This is a genomic window from Halanaerobium sehlinense (assembly GCF_055379485.1).
Map to the genome: position 1 here is coordinate 2674962 of NZ_AP042442.1, position 16575 is coordinate 2691536.

The 16575-nt window shown below is 34.1% G+C and carries 14 protein-coding genes and 1 tRNA gene; all 15 read right to left on the reverse strand.

Annotated elements, in window-relative coordinates:
* Positions 1 to 4: 4 nt before the first annotated feature.
* On the reverse strand, positions 5 to 865 hold the full coding sequence (locus ACZ446_RS13015; protein WP_464392977.1) for a branched-chain amino acid ABC transporter permease: 861 nt from the start codon (positions 863 to 865) through the stop codon (positions 5 to 7).
* Positions 866 to 869: 4 nt separating this feature from the next.
* Entirely contained in the window at positions 870 to 1568 is a 699-nt protein-coding gene (locus ACZ446_RS13020; protein ID WP_464392978.1) for an ABC transporter ATP-binding protein, read from the reverse strand.
* A gap of 12 nt (positions 1569 to 1580) precedes the next feature.
* A complete protein-coding gene (locus ACZ446_RS13025) occupies positions 1581 to 2339 on the reverse strand; it encodes an ABC transporter ATP-binding protein (protein ID WP_464392979.1) in 759 nt (252 codons plus the stop codon).
* 236 nt (positions 2340 to 2575) lie between these two features.
* Positions 2576 to 4504: a selenocysteine-specific translation elongation factor gene (gene selB / locus ACZ446_RS13030; protein WP_464392980.1), complete on the reverse strand. Its 1929-nt coding sequence runs from the start codon at positions 4502 to 4504 to the stop codon at positions 2576 to 2578.
* Positions 4497 to 5921 carry an L-seryl-tRNA(Sec) selenium transferase gene (gene selA, locus ACZ446_RS13035; RefSeq protein WP_464392981.1) on the reverse strand — a complete coding sequence of 475 codons (1425 nt, stop codon included), beginning with the start codon at positions 5919 to 5921 and terminating at the stop codon, positions 4497 to 4499. Before selA ends, selB begins: the two co-directional genes overlap by 8 nt.
* A gap of 98 nt (positions 5922 to 6019) precedes the next feature.
* A tRNA-Sec gene (locus ACZ446_RS13040) sits at positions 6020 to 6118 on the reverse strand.
* Positions 6119 to 6278: 160 nt separating this feature from the next.
* On the reverse strand, positions 6279 to 7160 hold the full coding sequence (locus ACZ446_RS13045) for a glycine betaine ABC transporter substrate-binding protein (RefSeq protein WP_464392982.1): 882 nt from the start codon (positions 7158 to 7160) through the stop codon (positions 6279 to 6281).
* A 158-nt stretch (positions 7161 to 7318) separates the two neighbouring features.
* Positions 7319 to 7852: a C-GCAxxG-C-C family (seleno)protein gene (locus tag ACZ446_RS13050; protein ID WP_464392983.1), complete on the reverse strand. Its 534-nt coding sequence runs from the start codon at positions 7850 to 7852 to the stop codon at positions 7319 to 7321.
* A gap of 84 nt (positions 7853 to 7936) precedes the next feature.
* Entirely contained in the window at positions 7937 to 10237 is a 2301-nt protein-coding gene (locus tag ACZ446_RS13055) for an efflux RND transporter permease subunit (RefSeq protein ID WP_464392984.1), read from the reverse strand.
* A gap of 17 nt (positions 10238 to 10254) precedes the next feature.
* Positions 10255 to 11349: a DUF1302 family protein gene (locus ACZ446_RS13060; RefSeq protein WP_464392985.1), complete on the reverse strand. Its 1095-nt coding sequence runs from the start codon at positions 11347 to 11349 to the stop codon at positions 10255 to 10257.
* 39 nt (positions 11350 to 11388) lie between these two features.
* Positions 11389 to 12156: an outer membrane lipoprotein-sorting protein gene (locus tag ACZ446_RS13065; protein ID WP_464392986.1), complete on the reverse strand. Its 768-nt coding sequence runs from the start codon at positions 12154 to 12156 to the stop codon at positions 11389 to 11391.
* A gap of 14 nt (positions 12157 to 12170) precedes the next feature.
* A complete protein-coding gene (locus ACZ446_RS13070) occupies positions 12171 to 12761 on the reverse strand; it encodes a TetR/AcrR family transcriptional regulator (protein ID WP_464392987.1) in 591 nt (196 codons plus the stop codon).
* 150 nt (positions 12762 to 12911) lie between these two features.
* The gene (locus ACZ446_RS13075; RefSeq protein WP_464392988.1) at positions 12912 to 14852 is read right to left on the reverse strand and encodes a methyl-accepting chemotaxis protein; all 1941 of its coding nucleotides are present in this window, start codon (positions 14850 to 14852) and stop codon (positions 12912 to 12914) included.
* Positions 14853 to 14984: 132 nt separating this feature from the next.
* Positions 14985 to 15578, reverse strand: coding sequence for an HD-GYP domain-containing protein (locus ACZ446_RS13080; protein WP_464392989.1), 594 nt, complete (start codon positions 15576 to 15578; stop codon positions 14985 to 14987).
* On the reverse strand, positions 15541 to 16548 hold the full coding sequence (locus ACZ446_RS13085; protein WP_464392990.1) for a GGDEF domain-containing protein: 1008 nt from the start codon (positions 16546 to 16548) through the stop codon (positions 15541 to 15543). The genes ACZ446_RS13080 and ACZ446_RS13085 overlap by 38 nt, the downstream gene beginning before the upstream one ends.
* Positions 16549 to 16575 lie beyond the last annotated feature (27 nt).

Below are 16575 nucleotides of genomic sequence, written 5' to 3' on the forward strand. Positions count from 1 at the left end.
CTGCTTACACCTTCTTTCCCATTAAACCAGAAGGTCTAATTATTAACATTAAAATCATAATTGTAAAAGCAACTGCAGGTTTATAGGCTGCAGAAATTATCAGAGTCGACATTTCCTGAGAAATCCCAATTACCAGCCCCCCAAACATCGCTCCATAGGGGCTGCCAATTCCGCCTAAAATAACCGCTGCGAATAATGGAAGCAGTAAATTCCAGCCCATTACAGGAGTCAGGTGGGTATCAAAGGCCAGTAAAATACCGGCGGCTGCTGTCAGCACTCCCCCCATTGCCCAGGTCCAGATAATTACTTTTTCTGTATTAATCCCGGTTATCTGGGCCAGATCAATGTTATCAGCCATCGCCCTCATTGCCTTACCCAGTTTAGTTTTGCTTAAAAATAAATGAACTGCAATAACAAGGGTTAAGGCTAAAACTAAAATTATGATCTGATTTTCTTTAATTCTCAGCAGACCATCACCTAAAATAATCGGCATCTGAATTGCCTTATCATAAAATTTATTCTGCGGCCCCCAGACTAATAAGACAAAATTTCTAATTATTAGAGCTGCTCCCACAGAAGAAATCATTACAATTACAGAATCTCTTTCCTTTAAATGCCTGTATAAAATAATATTCAAAAGTACTGCTGTCCCTGCAGTAAAAGCTGCAGCTAAAACAAAAGCCAGCCAGAACGGCAGGCCAAGCTGAACCTTAAACAGGAAAGCAAAATAAGCTCCCAGGGTCATTAAATCCCCATGAGCAAAATGTCCAAATTTCAAAATCCCATAAATCAGTGATAAACCAATTGCTCCCAGGGCAATAATTGAGCCCAGAATCAATCCATTTAAAAATAGCTGTGCGACCATAGACTTATCCTCCCAAAAAGAGCTGCGCTACTTCTTCATTCTCAAGTAAGCCACGCCCACTATCTTCATATTTTTTTTCGCCTGCTGCCAGTACATAACCTCTATCTGACATAGCAAGTGCTTTTTTTGCATTCTGCTCCACCATTAAAATAGAAACACCAGTTTCGTTTATCTCTTCTACCTTCTCTAAAATAAGATCAATATACATCGGTGCCAGTCCGGCTGTCGGCTCATCTAAAAGTAAAAGCCTGGGCTCAATTACAAGAGCTCTCCCAAAGGCCACCATCTGTCTTTGACCACCACTTAAAGTACCTGCTTTATTCTTCCTTTTTTCTACTAATGGTGGAAAAAGATTGTAAATTAAATCAAATCTATCTTTTAGTTTTTTCTTTGACACATAAGCACCCAGTTCCAAATTTTCTTCCACAGTTAAGCTAGGGAAAATATTATCAGTTTGCGGAACAAATGATAATCCTTTTTTTATCATCTGATCAGTAGTGATTTTAGTTAAATCACTATTCAGATAATTAATTTTGCCCCCCATAATATCAACAAGAGAAAAAATGGATTTTAAAAGAGTAGATTTACCAGAACCATTGGGCCCCACAATTGAAACTATCTCTCCTTCATTAACTTCCAGAGAAATACCGTGGATAATTTCTATCTCACCATAGCCAGCATAAATATCCTTAATACTTAACAATGAGACCACTCCTTAGGCCGTTTTTTCCCCCAGATAAGCTTCTAAAACCTGTGGATTCTTTTTAATTTCAGCAGGTGTTCCTTCAACCAGATGTTTACCATCATTCATTACTATTACCCGATCACAGATATTCATTATTAAATCCATATTGTGTTCTATTAAAAGAATAGTTTTTCCTCTTTCTTTCAATTTAATAATGTTTTCTGCAATTTTATTTAGTAAGGTTGGGTTAACACCAGCTCCGGGCTCATCAAGTAAAATCAATTCCGGTTCTGCCATCAGGGCTCTACCTAATTCGAGTAATTTTTTCTGGCCACCTGATAAATTAACAGCCATTTCATCAGCAAGATGCTCCAACTCGAGAAATTCAAGGGTCTCATAAGCCTTAGCTGCATTTGCTTTTTCTTCGTTTTCTACTTTGCTGCCTCTAAACCAGCTGTTCCAGATATTCTCACCACTCTGTCCTGATGGAACAAGCATCAAATTCTCAAGTACTGTCATTTTCTTTAGAGTCTTAGGAATCTGGAAAGTCCTTGCCAGACCTAATCTGGCAATCTGATGAGGCGCAAAATTATTAACTTTTTGCTCTGAAAAATATACCTCTCCCTGATCTAATTTTAAAGACCCTGCAATTAAATTAAACATTGTGGTTTTACCAGCTCCATTTGGTCCAATCAGACCGGTAATTGAATTTTTTTCTACCTCAAATGAACACTGATCAACTGCTCTAAATCCACTAAACTCTTTTACTGCGCTTTCTACTTTTAACATTAAAGCTCACTCCTTTCTACTCAATTCGCTTTAGCTTTATGTTAAGTTGTAATAATCTTAATCCTTTTTCTGACAACTGTCAAGTAGTCCACTTACATTAAAAGGTCTAATCCCGGTATACACTGGTAATTTTTTAAAATATCCTTGTATACAGTTATATATAATAACTTTTTTAACTAGTAAGATTTAATTATTTCAAACTATTATTGAATTAAATAAAATATCTAAATAACAAATCACTTAAAAAGTACCCTCTGATCTCCATCTTTTTTGAGCAGACCTTCTTTCTCAAATTTTTTCAGCAGTGCTAGAGCATATTTTCTGCTGCTTTCAATTAAATCTCTAAACTCAGCCAGTTCTATTGTAGAATTCTCTTTTAAATACTCTTTTAATATTTTTTCTGCTCTGATTAGGGCCTGACTGTGAATTAAAATCTCGTCATTTAATCTGATTATCACATTTTTAAAAAGCAGATAATTAATAATTGAATTAAATTTCTTTTCTTCTTGCTGATCAACATCTACTAATTGATTCTTAATAGTTTCTATACTGGGAGGAGAATATAAACTTTTTCTGAACTCTTTTAAGATTTTATCTTTTAACTCTTTTTCTGCGTCAGTAAAACTAATCTCAAAATCAAAAAGTGCTGCAGCATTTTCTTTTTCCTTAATTAAATTTTTAGAAACTAAAAGCTCCATAATTTTATTAAACTCCTGCTTATCAAAATCAAATGGGATTTTTGATCTCAGCTCTTCTTTACTGATTCCAGGTTCCAGATGATTTTGCTGATGGTAAGAAGCAATTAGTTTAAGTACCTGTTTTTCAATTTCTGCAAATTTGTCGATGTGAATCCAGAGGCTGTTTCTACCTTCTTTTAGACAGATTACTCTGCCTGACTTTTCTAATCTTTTTAGAATATTTTCAATTTTAGTTTCTTCAAGTGATGATTTTTTTAATAAATATGCCAAAGAAGCTGATTCATATTTTTTGGAATTAATAAAAATTTCTATCCTTTTTAGCCAGTCTGCTGCTTCGATTTCTTTAAGCATTTTAGTTAGCTGCTGGTCACTTCTTTTTCTCCGGGGTGGGTCAACAATTATAATTTGCCCACCACCGATTAATTCCATCGGTGAATATCTTCTGATCACAAATTTTTCTCCGAAGAAAGCTGCAACCTCTTCCTGCAGGCTGAATAAAACATAAGCCTCTTCCCCCGGAAAAAGATCTTTTTTATTATAAATATAGATTCGGCCTATAGTTTCTTTGGCCCCAATATGAAATCTTATCTGCTCCCCATTTTTGAGCACAAAACTTAGATCTTTTAGCAGCTTCAATTTTGCTTCAAAATATTTTGTCTTAGAAATTGAATTGATTTCTGCCAGCACATCTCCCCGCTGCAGCTCATCTTTATCAATACCAGAGATGTTAATTCCTACTCTCTGTCCTGGATATACTTTTTGGACCTGATCATTATGTACCTGCAGACTTCTAACCCTAATTTTTTTAGACTGAGGATAAAGTTCAAGCTGATCTTCTACTTCAATAACCCCTCTAAAAAGAGTTCCGGTTACTATTGTTCCGAAACCTTTAAGAGTAAAAACTCTATCAACTGGAAAATAAGTATTATTTTTAATTTTTTTGTCATCTAATTTTTCTACAATATTATTAAGTTCTAATTTTAATGAATCTAATCCTTCTTTTTTTACAGCAGAAACAGGAATAATTGCTGCCTTTTCTAAAAAAGAACCGGCTAGATTTTCCCGGACATCTTCTTTAACCAGCTGCTTCCATTCTTCATCTACCTTATCAATTTTAGATAAGACAACTACTCCCTGTTTGACACCAAGCAGATCAAGAATTGACAGATGTTCTTTAGACTGGGGCATCATCCCTTCATCGGCAGCAACTACTAAAATTGCTAAATCAACTCCAGCAGCTCCAGCCAGCATATTTTTTATAAATTTCTGATGGCCTGGCACATCAATAATTCCTACCTGATTCTGGTTAGAAAGTTCAAAAGAAGTAAAACCAAGTTCAATTGAAATCCCGCGTTCTTTTTCCTCTTTTAATCTATCTGTATCTACACCTGTGAGTGCCTTAATCAAAGTGGTTTTTCCGTGGTCAATATGCCCTGCTGTGCCGATAATAATATTTTTATCATGCATCAGAGCTTTCCTCCCTCAAAATCTGATTAATCTCTGCAGCCAGTAATTCAACTTCAGCGACCTGTACAGTTTTTAAATCAATTATTAATTTCTGGTTTTTAATTCTGCTGAAGATAGGCACCCCTGCTTGACGAAGTTTATAAGCCAGCTCTTCTGGAGACATCAAACTGGAATCAATTGTTAAAACATAGGTCTCTATTTCAGTTAGCGGATAACTTCCACCACCTATTTTAGCTTTATCCTTTTCAATTTCAAAATCGAAATTATAATTTTTTTCCAAGCAATAAAATAGCCTTTCAGCCCTCTCTTTAACTTTCTGATCTGATTCTGTCAGCATCTTTAGAGTTGGAATTTCAGCTGCAGCATCTTCAAAATTGCGGTACAACTTTAGTGTAGCTTCAAGTGCTGCCAGAGTAAATTTATCAACTCTTAAAGCTCTTAATAGGGGATGATGTTTTAACTTTTCAATATATTTTTTCTTACCCACAATTATTCCAGCCTGAGGCCCCCCAAGCAGTTTATCTCCGCTGAAGGTTACCAGATCAATACCGGCATCTATACTTTCTTTAACAGTTGGTTCATAAGGTAGTCCATAAGACTGCAGGTCAAAAATTATACCGCTCCCCAGATCCTCTATAACAGGTATCTCTCTCTGATGGGCATCATTAACCAGTTCTTCAGCTTCAACAGCTGCTGTAAAACCCTTAATTCTATAATTACTGGTATGTACTTTTAAAAAAGCACCTGTTTCTTCAGTAACAGCATTCACATAATCTGCTAAATATATTTTATTTGTTGAGCCAACTTCGACTAAATTTGCTCCACTCTGTGCGATAACTTCCGGGATCCTAAATGACCCTCCAATTTCTACAAGTTCTCCCCGTGAAATGACAACTTCTTTACCTTTAGCTACCGCAGCTAAAACTAAGGTCAGTGCTGCCGCATTATTATTTACAACCAGTGCAGCTTCTGCTCCAGTTAACTTCTTTATGATATCCTGAACAGATGAATAACGGTCACCTCTTTCACCACTATCTCTATTAATTTCTAAGGTAGAATAATGTCTGGCCACATTATTAACTGCCTCTGCTGCACTCTCAGCCAGCAGAGATCTGCCCAGATTAGTATGTATCACAACACCCGTAGCATTTACAGCAGACGCCAGCTGAGGCTGGTATATTTTTTTTAAATAATTACTAGCTGTATCTAAAATATTTTCTAGCTTTAGTTCATCTTTATCAAAATCAGAAGCTGAAAAGTCAGAGGCTAAAATCTTAGTTCTTAATTTACCGACTGCATATCTAATTCCTTCCAACAAATCGGATCTGGAATAGTCATTTTTAATTTTTTCTGCCTTTTTGGCAGCCAGTATATCATTGACAGCCGGTATTGATTTTAAAAGATCTTTTTTACTCATAATACTTCCTCCTAAAATTAATAGCTCATCTGCTAAAAAAAATACACCTAAAAAGATTATATAATCTAAATAGATGCCAGAAAGATTGTGAATTTTATTGGCGGGAATGGATGGGAATCGAACCCACCACAGACAGGTCCGCCTGCCTGCCGCCGGATTTGAAGTCCAGGATGTTCACCATGAACATGACCACTCCCAATAGATTACTGATATAATTATAACATTAATATACTATTTTACAATATTATATTAAAAATGAAAGTGATATTAAAGATCATTAAAATTACTTAACCCTGCTGATTAACCAGCAGGGTTAGAATTTAAAAATATCATATTTTATCTAATTTAAGTTCAAACTTATTCAGAGACTACAACTGGATTAGTCCAGCCTTTAGCTTTTTCTTTGTTCTCCTCTACCCATTTTTGGGCTGCTTTTTCTGCTTCCATTCCATCTTCAATCCAGGCCATGACCTCTGCTAATTCGTCTGTAGTCATCCGAAAATCATGAAAAAAGCTTACAACCTCAGGCTTTTCCTGGGCCAACTGTGGATTATGGAAAGTATAAACATTTTCTTTAGAGCCATACACATTGTTTGGATCTTCTAAAAATTTCAAATCAAATTTTGCAAATTTATAATGAGGCTTCCAACCAGTAACAACAATCCATTTCTCTTTCTGGACTGCACTTTCTAAAGAACCAGTCATTGCCGGTCCACTGCTGGTTAATAGATCAAAATCTAAATCATATTCTTCAATAGCAGCATGAGTGGCCTCCATGACTCCAGCACCAGGTTCAATACCTGTAATCTTTCCTTCAAATTTGTCGCGGTGGTTATTTAATTCTTCCACAGAATCAATATCTACATATTCTGGAACAACAAGTCCTATTTTGGCACCTGTATAATTAGGACCAGTTTTAATTATCTCACCTTTGTACTTTTCAACATAATCTTTATGTGTTAGCGGCAGCCAAACTCCCATAAATGCATCAATATCACCTTCAGCTAAAGCTGCATAAACTGGGCCAGCTCCAACCATTGTTGTTTCAACATTATAATCCATCATATCTTCCAATACTACCTTAGCAACCTGGGTTTCAGCAATTGTTCCCGCCCAATTAACATAACCAAGTTCAATTGTCTTATCCTGAGCCTGAGTCTCATCTGGCAGTAATGCCATCCCTGTAATCAGCAGTGTTATAATCATCAATGAAGCAAAGATAGTTCTAATTCTTTCCATAAGTAAAAACCTCCTTGTAAAGATTATAGTTCTTTTTGAGCATTTTTTACTTTGAAGAAGATTGAACTTTGATTAGAAGCGATTTATTCTTTTAGAGAATAAATTACTTCTATTTGCTCTCACAACCACTATTTATTATAACAAAGCTAAAAAGATTATCAAGCCTCAGCTGTAATATAGTTAATATCAAGTTCATCACAAATTAATTTAGCTGTATAATAGGCCATTTCACCTGTAAATTTAATACACTGCTTCTGATGTTTTTTAGAACCAATTTTGTAGTCCTTTGTTAAAACACGACAGCAGAGACAGCCATTTTTTTCTTTAAAATAATCATGCACTGCAGCGGAAAGTTCCATTGCTTTTTCTACCTTCTTTTCTCCAGCATTTCTCCTGCCGAAAAAATAACCAATCATCATCTGTGATGAGATAACTGCTCCACAGCTGCAGCCGGAATGTCCCATACCAACTGGAAAAGATGATGCCATTGCTACCACATCATTACTAAGATCCAGATTAAATTCTTTAATAAAAGTCTTAACAATTGATTCAGAACAGTAAAAATCACCATTTTTATAATATTTTTCAGCTTTATTTTTTATTCTTTCTAGATTTATAAGCTCCGCTTCATATTCCTTTTTAAGCTGACTGTAGTCCGGGCCAAAGATAAAAGATTTAATTTTATCTAACATTATATCTCCTCTTTACATTTATTGTTATTTTTATCACATTATTTGGAGTATAACATAAATCCTTCAAAATTAAAAGAAACTGATTCAATTACTCTTTTCTAAAAATTTTGGTTCAAAAACTAATACCAGAGCTGGAAGTATTAGCAAGGCCCCTATCAAACAGGCAGCAATTGAAACTGTTACTAAAAAAGCAAAGAATTTCACTGGTAAAAAACCAGAAACAAATAAAATTGAAAAGCCAACTATTACAGAAAGGGCATTAAATGTAATACCACGGCCAGAAGTTGTCAGAGTTTTAATCACTGCTTCTTTTTTATTCAAGTTTTTTCTTTCTTCTCGATAGCGCCAGAGAAAATGAATAGTATAATCAACTCCAACTCCGATCATTATTGAAGAAAGCATAGTTGTAATCATATCAAGTTTAATATTCAAAAAACCCATTAGTGAAAATAAGGAAATTAAAGCAGTTACAAGTGGAACTGCTGCATATAATCCAGCTGTAAACGACTTAAATAAAATCATAACAACAGCTGCAACCAGAATTATAGAAATAAAAAGACTAAGAATCTGTCCCTGGACAACAGCATTTACGAGTTCAGACAGCAGATCTCCAAAACCACCAATCAAAGGAAAAGTTCCTTTCTGGTATTTATCAGCTTCATTTTTTATTTTATTTAAAACCTCTCTAATCTGCTCAGTACTGTTAGTCTTTATTCTCGCAGTTATCAATGCATTCTCTTCTCTAAAATCTATCATTTTATCAAGATCTCCCGACATTGAAAACAGCAGTAGGTATTGCGATAGAGCAAAGTCATCTTCTGGAATCTTTTTGAATTCTGACTGGCCATTGTGGAATTCTCTATTCATCGTTCTAATGATTGTAGAAACTGCATTAACCTCTCCTACATTTTCAAATTCTTCTATAGCCAGTTCAAAGTCACTAATCTTCTGCATCATCTCAGCCTCTTTAATGTTTCCTCTGGCAACCACTGATATAGTGTTTGCACCTCCAAAATGTTGGTTAACTATTTCAGTTGCCCGCACAATATCAGATTCTCGATTATAAAAACTAATTGGATTAGTGTCAACTTTTAGCAGCAAAATCCCGGCAGAAATAACCAAAATAACAGATAGACTTACAATTAAAATTTTTTTATCATTTTTGCTGACCAGCTCAGCTATTTTAAAGAGAATTCTATTTATAATACCTTTTTTACTTTTATGATTAAGATTATTAAGCTCAGCCTGATTATTTTGCAGTGGGGTTTCAACTTTAAGTAAAGATAAAACTGCCGGTATAAATAAAAGACTGGCAAAAAGTGCAAAAGTAATCCCGGCTCCTGCAAGCACTCCCAGCTCTCTAGCAGGTACTATCAAATGTGTAGAAAGTGAGAGTAGGCCTACAACTGTTGTGATACCAGCTGCAATTATTGGTGAACCAAGCTTTAAAACTGAATTTTTACTAACCAAAAGTGAATCAGCTTGACCAACTGCCAGTTCCTGATAGGCAGCAATAATATGAATCCCATAATCATTGGTTACTGCTATTAAAATCACCGGTAAAATGACTGTCAAAAGCTGAAACTTCCAGCCCAAAAGAGGCAGCAGTGATAGAGAAAATATAATCGACATCACTACAACAATAAAAGGTAAAAACACTCCCCGCAGCTGTTTAAAACAGAGAAAGAGAAAGATCAGCATGATTACTAATCCCAGAGGCATTAAAAGCCGCATATCATGCTGCATAATTTCTGCATTTAAGGCCCTCATAATCGGCAGTCCAGTCTTTAAAACTTTTTCATCAGCCGAAAATTTATTTTCTGCTTCCTTTAAAATATTTTCAACTTTAGCCAGAAGCTCTGCATCATCAAAATTATCAGAGAGAATAACAGCAATACTGACTGCCTTAAAGTTTCTTGCAAAAACTGAACCCATTACTAATTCACTATTTTCAAGCCGCTTTCTTAAACTCTCTTTTGCAATCTCATCTGTAGGAATGGTACTAACGGCACTTTCTATCAGCAGCTCATCATTTCTACCTTCTATTATATTTACTGTAAAGGGGCTGTTAACCTGATCAACTTCTCGTAAAGACCCTAATTTTTCAGAAATAAACTTTAATTTTCTCAGCAGTTCAGCTTCCAGCACATCTTCTGCTTCTAATGTCAGCATTATCATTTCTGTTCCACCAAAAATATTTTCAATTTCTTCCAGTCTGATCCGGGAAGGCATTTCTTTCGGGATCTGACTTTTAATTGCTGTATCGATCTCTACAGCCTGTAAATTAAAGAGCGAAAATAAGGTTATAAAAATAAAGACTATAATTATTGGAATGGGATGCTCTACAGACAGTGATGAAATTTTTTTTATTATTTTCTGCAGCATTCAGATCAGCTCCTGTACTAAAAATATTTACTTAAAGAAAAATAGATAAGTTCGTGATTCAAGCTATTTAAGCTGCTTTCTCTTTTCTGATTGAATTTGATAACTGCTCCAGCTTCTAAATCAAGACTTTCAGTTAAAGAAAATATGAGCTTGGGTCGGATTAAAGACATCCCTTCTTTAAGGTCAAAAATTAAATTGAGCTCCCAGTTGTGAAAATAGAAAAAAGGTCTTTCTGCTCTTAAAATCAGCATCTGATTTGCTTCATTCTGTGCCGGGGGAAGTTCCTGATAATAGTACTGCCCCAATAAATAAAGATTGTTTTCAAATTTATAATCCATTCCAATAATCAGTTCATTTGTATTTTTTAGTCTTAAATCCTGATAGTCACTGTAGACATATTCGGAAAAAAGACCTATATTTTTACTGCTGAAATCTCCTTTAAAATCAAATCCAATTTTATTTACTTCTGGATAAAAAACATCCTGTCCAGGGCGGGAAACCGCTGTCAAACTGTTGCCGCTGAACACAGAAAAAGCTAGATCATAACCCCGCCAACGCCTGCGGACCAGCTGAGCTGCAGTCTGTATTTCGTCTGCTTCTGCATGTTCAGTCAGAACTCCTGTCAGCTGCCACTCAAAACTGGGGTAATAGGCTGCTTTAATTCCATCAACTGCCTTCCTATTTTGAAATGGATCTAAAGCATTTTGGTCAACTGGATTAAAATAATTGAGTGGATTAAGATTATAAGAACTTCCCCAGCTGAAATTCTGCCTTCCCAGCCGCCAGTCAATCTTATCTGTATAATAATTTAAATAAGCTTCTTTAAGTTCTAGTTCAAGCTCCCGTTCTTTTTCATTTTGCTGGTAGTAGCTTGCAAAAGTTAAAGCTCCTTTTAAATAATAGTTTAAATCATAACTTAAATCCTGCTGATAATCTAATTCCAAGCTGTTTTGATCCCTCCAGCGCTCAGTTTCCTGCTCATAAATTACTGAGCTCTCTAATTCACCACTAAAAGAGGCTGCAGCCAGCTCAAATGTAAGTAAAAGACTTAAAATCAAGGCTAGAATAGAAGCTTCATAAATTATTTTATTCTTCTGTTTGAAATTGAACATTATTTGCTTCCTCCTCTTAATTTCACTAGATTCTTAAAGCTACTGCCGCTGCAGATAACGAGTTGTAAAAATATTTGGATCAAGCTCCGGATTAAATTCTACTTCCAGCATTTCGAGCACTGTTCTGCTCCCTTTTTTCACATTTTCAACTTCAATTCTTCGGGCCAGCCTACTGCCGTCAATCTCATCAAAATCACTCAAATTTATAACCTTTATTAACTCTTCATATTGATCATAATACTCTATCTTTTTTGCCAGCCAGAGATCCTTTCGAACCCACATTTTGCCGTAGCTGTAGTCAATATCTGGATCAATAATCTCTAAGTACAGTTCCACTATTTCTTTGTCTTCTGCTGTAATTTCTGCCCTATAATTTTCGGTAAAATTAGCTCCACTAAAAATACTAATGTCACTGTAAGTTAAATCTGAACCGACAAAACTGCCATTTTTCTGACTGCCGGAAATTTTTCTGACTCCTCCTAAGGCAGGTAAATAAAGATACATATCTTCCTGATTATTGGACTGGTCATCTAAAAGCAAAAAAGCAGTGCCGCGGATGTCTGCTGGCTCAGTAAACTGAATCAAGGATCGATCAACATCTCCTTCTAATTGATAATTATTCATAGTTCTACTTCTCATGTCACCAGAACTGCTGTATAATTCCATTTTCATTTTCATCTGATGGGCTTCTGCCTGTCTGGAGGCCTCTAAGTTTTTCAAAACCTGCTCACCATCTAATCCCTGGACCAGTCCAGGCTGAGAAATAAGAAATAATAAAAATAAGAAGATTGAAATTTTTTTAAGCATCTTTCTCCTCCTTTTTAATCTGTTCTGATATTATCCCAGAAAAATCTGATATGTTCTTTTGCTGCTGTTTTTAATTCATCAAAACTATCAAGTTCAAAAATCAAATAGCGCATTCTGTAATAAATAAGAGCACTAACAAATTCATTAGCAATAAAATTCGAGTTAAGATTTGCTTTTATTTTTTTCTCCTGCTGCAGTCTTTTAAAAAATTCAGTAATCATTTCTATATTATTTCCCATTCGTTTCTGCAGTCTTTTTTTAACTACCGGATTATTATTTTCTTTGAGCATTATTTTTAAAAGTTTTACCTTCTTTGGATCCTTCATTTCTTCAATCACAATACTGCTGAGGTAATTTAAAGTCTTAACCGGCTCTACTTCTGCTGTCATAAATTTAGATTTAAATTTTTCAGCTTTCAAATTTAAAGGTGCTAGATAGTTAAAAAGCTCTGAAAAAATCTCTTCTTTACCGCTAAAATGATTATAAATCGAACTACCTTTAATCCCTACTGCTTTTGCTATTTCACGCATTGAAGTTCCATGATAACCATTCTCCGCAAATAGCTCCAGTGATTCATTTAATATTTTTTCTTTAGTAGAAGCCACCATCTCACCTCCGTTTAAATATTTATCTCTTATATCTTTTTATGTTTACTCTACCTTAATTATAACTAACGTTTGTTAGTATGTCAATGTATTACTCTGAAAATTTGAAATAACATTAATAAATAATATCAGTCTAAAAGAGTTCTATAATTAATTATTATTGCCTGCTTTAATATCCTCAATTAACTCCTTTAGATCATTAATTATCTTAACAAGCCCTTCTGATTGCTGGTCAATTTCCTGAATTTCTTTTAACTGATTTTCGCTTTTTTGCTGCGCTTCAGCAGATAAGTCTGTATTTTCTTCAGAGATCTTAGAAATGTTATCCATATTCTCCAGTATATCTTTAATATTCTTATCAGCATCTTCAGCTGAATTATAGGATTTATCTATTGCTTGATTTACTTTATTTAAAGATTTTCTAATCTGTAAATAACTTTTAGTGTTCTGGCTAACTGTTTTGATTCCAGTATTTAATTCCTTCTTACCTGCCTCCATGTTTTCTCCAGCTTTATGAGTTTCAGATTTTATTTCTCGAATTAGTTTCGAAATCCTTTCTGCAGAATCCCTGGACTCTTCTGAAAGCTCTCTTATTTCTTCTGCGACTACTGAAAAACCTCTTCCAGCCTGGCCTGCTCTTGCTGCCTCAATAGAAGCATTTAAAGCAAGCAAATTTGTCTGCTGAGAAATCCCATTTATTATATCCAGTATATTATCAATATCATCAGATAAAGAAATCAGAGCAGCTATATCCTCAGAAACCATCTCAATTTTTTCTTTAATCACCTGCATCTGCGCTTTCACATTTTCTATACTTTCTTTCCCTTCTTCAGTACACTTATTCATTTGCACCGAGCTCTGACTTAAAATATCATTATTATTTCTCAGTTCTTCAATGTCATCAGCCAGCAGCATTGTCTTTTGATGAATTTCTTCAATATTTTTCTCCTGAATATCTGCCCCCTCTTTAACCCGAACAAATACTTCCTGATTCTCCTGAGTAGAAAGCATAATTTCTGAAGTCGCAGAGTTAATACTGTCAGAAGAATCATTAATTTCTCCTGATAAATTTTCAATGTTATTCATCATAATATTAATTTTTCTGAGCAAATCTTTAAAGCCCAAAGATAATTTTCCTATCTCATCCCGACGCTCAAGATTTAAATCAAGCTCAAAATTTCCTCTTTCAGCTTTTGCTAAATCTTTCTCTAAACTCAAAATTGGTTTTATTAAAGATTTTCTGATAAAAATAAATAAAAGTAGAACCAGTACTACCAGGATAATAAAAGCTGAAATTATTATAGTTTTCTGTATGCTGTTTATTAACTGATAGGCTTGAGAAGTCGGAACCTGCGCCATCAGTGCTCCATTAATTAAATCAATCTTCACGTTTGAAAGCAGATAGCTCTGATTATTATAATTTAAAGTTTGTATTTCTTCACTCTTAAAAAGTTTATTTATATTAAGAAAATTACTCATATCAATTTTTTCCTGCAGTAATTTTTGATCAGTGTGGGCAATTACTCTACCCTGATTATCGATCAAATAAACAAAGCCTCTGTCTCCAATCTCCCAGCTTATTATTTCGCTCAAATTTGTTGTCGAAATATTTGCTGCTATAATACCAATAAAGTTATCAGAATAATCGAGAACAGGTCGCACAACTGAAATTGTTTGCTTTTCTCCACTAAGATCCGGATGGGTTGAAGTCCAGAAAGTTTCCTTTGATTCTTTAGCTTTAGATAGCCAATCTTCTTTTTGAGAAAAATCATATTCTATACTTTCACCTTCAGAAAAAACTGTATAGGCCCCATCAGCTCCTAAATAAAACATTGTACTGAAATAATTATAGTTTTCCATCTCTTCTCTAAATTTGCGTTTTGCTACCAGTTCAGCCTGATTATTTGAGCGCAGACCATAATCTTCTGCCACTCTGGCAAGTGATTTTTCAGCTCCCAGAAAGAATTTACTGCTTTCTTTTTTTAATAATTCTACAATATTTAAGTTCTTTTGATGTGTTTCAATTTTTAAACCGTTACTGATCTCAGAGTTAATAATGTATCCTAAAGAAAAAAGAGAAATGCTTACCAATATTATTACTACAGAAATCAACTTGAAATTAATACTATTTATATATTTAGCAAATTGAAAATTGCTTTTTGAAAATTTATGGTTAATCTTAATCATCTCCTGTTATTATATTTATGTTTTAGAGAAAAATTATTATTTAGTACCAGAACAAATTTGATTGACAAACTTTTCTACAACTAAAGGGTCAAACTGAGTCCCTGCTGAACGTCTTAGCTCTTCAACAATTTCAGTCTCATCCATGGCTGTTCTATAATTCCTGCCATATTTCATTACATCATAGGCATCCACAACCGCAATGATTCTGGCAATCAAGGGAATTTCTTCTCCTCCTATTTCTAAAGGATAACCACTTCCATCCCACCATTCATGATGAGTTAGTATTCCTTCAGCAACTTTAATTAAATCTAGAGAATTATAAGCCATTTGAAAACCAACCATTGGATGTTCCTTTATTTTTATCCATTCTTTATTATTTAAAGAACTTTTTTTATTCAAAATTTCTTTATCTATAATAATTTTACCTAAATCATGCAGTTCAGCTAAAAGCAACAGATTTCTAATATCTTTGCGTTCAAGTTCAAACTCTGCTGCAAGTTTTAGTGCCGGTCTTTTTAATCGCTGACTGTGTTTATAAGTATCTGGATCTGAATTTTTAATGATTTTTTTTAATATCCCTGCATAATTATAATCATACTTTAAGTTTTTTGCATAATTTATATTTTGCATTATCTTTTTTTTGCCTCCTATTTTTAAAATAATTACTTCCAGGTTTTTCTTTAACAACTTTTTTCAGTTCAGCGGCTCGATCACTGACTTCAATATGACTTTTAATTTCATTATTTTCATTTGTTACAATTGCTATCGAAATTGATGTTAAGGGTGTATTTATTATATTATGTTGGCGATCAAGGCAGATGAAATGGCCATTCGATAAATCCTCTTGATTAAAAAATTTCTGGATTCCAAGATCAAAATAATCTATAATTTTTTCTGCTAGCTTTTGATCACAACTGCTTTCAGTAATCAAAACAAAATCATCTCCACCAACATGACCGATAAATATATTTTCTGAAATTACCTCTGCTGCTTTTTTTAATATTTCAGCAGTAAACTTAAGAACTTTATCTCCTTTTTGATAACCATAGTTATCATTGTAAGCTTTAAAATTATCCAGATCTATATATAATACGGAAAATGTTTTCTGCTCATTTATCGCTTCTTTAATTTCCATTTTAATAGAATTATTACCGGGTAAACCCGTTAAAGGATTGGCATCTCGAGCTTCTTTAACTTTTAGCTCAGAAACCTTAACTAATAAATCTCTGATTGAAATAATAGAATAATATTCATTATTCTTTGTAACTATTACTGAATCATAAATATCTTCCTGTGCTCGAGCTGTAACAAGACTTGAGACTTCAAAGATACTCTGATTATAATCTACAATTAAAGGCTTAGAATCCATAACTTCAACAATACTTTTTTCCATATATAAATTATAGCCATATCTGCTTCCCAGTCGGTAAAAAAGCTTATCTCTCATTACTAAACCCACTGGCTTATATTTATCTAAGACAACTATACTTTGAATATTATTCTCATTAAATATACTAACTAAATCTTTTGTCTTTGCCTTTACTGATGTGGTATACCCATTATTTTCTTCTGACAAAGAGCCTACTTTATCCAGTCTCAAAATTATCACCTCTCATCAAAATATTTA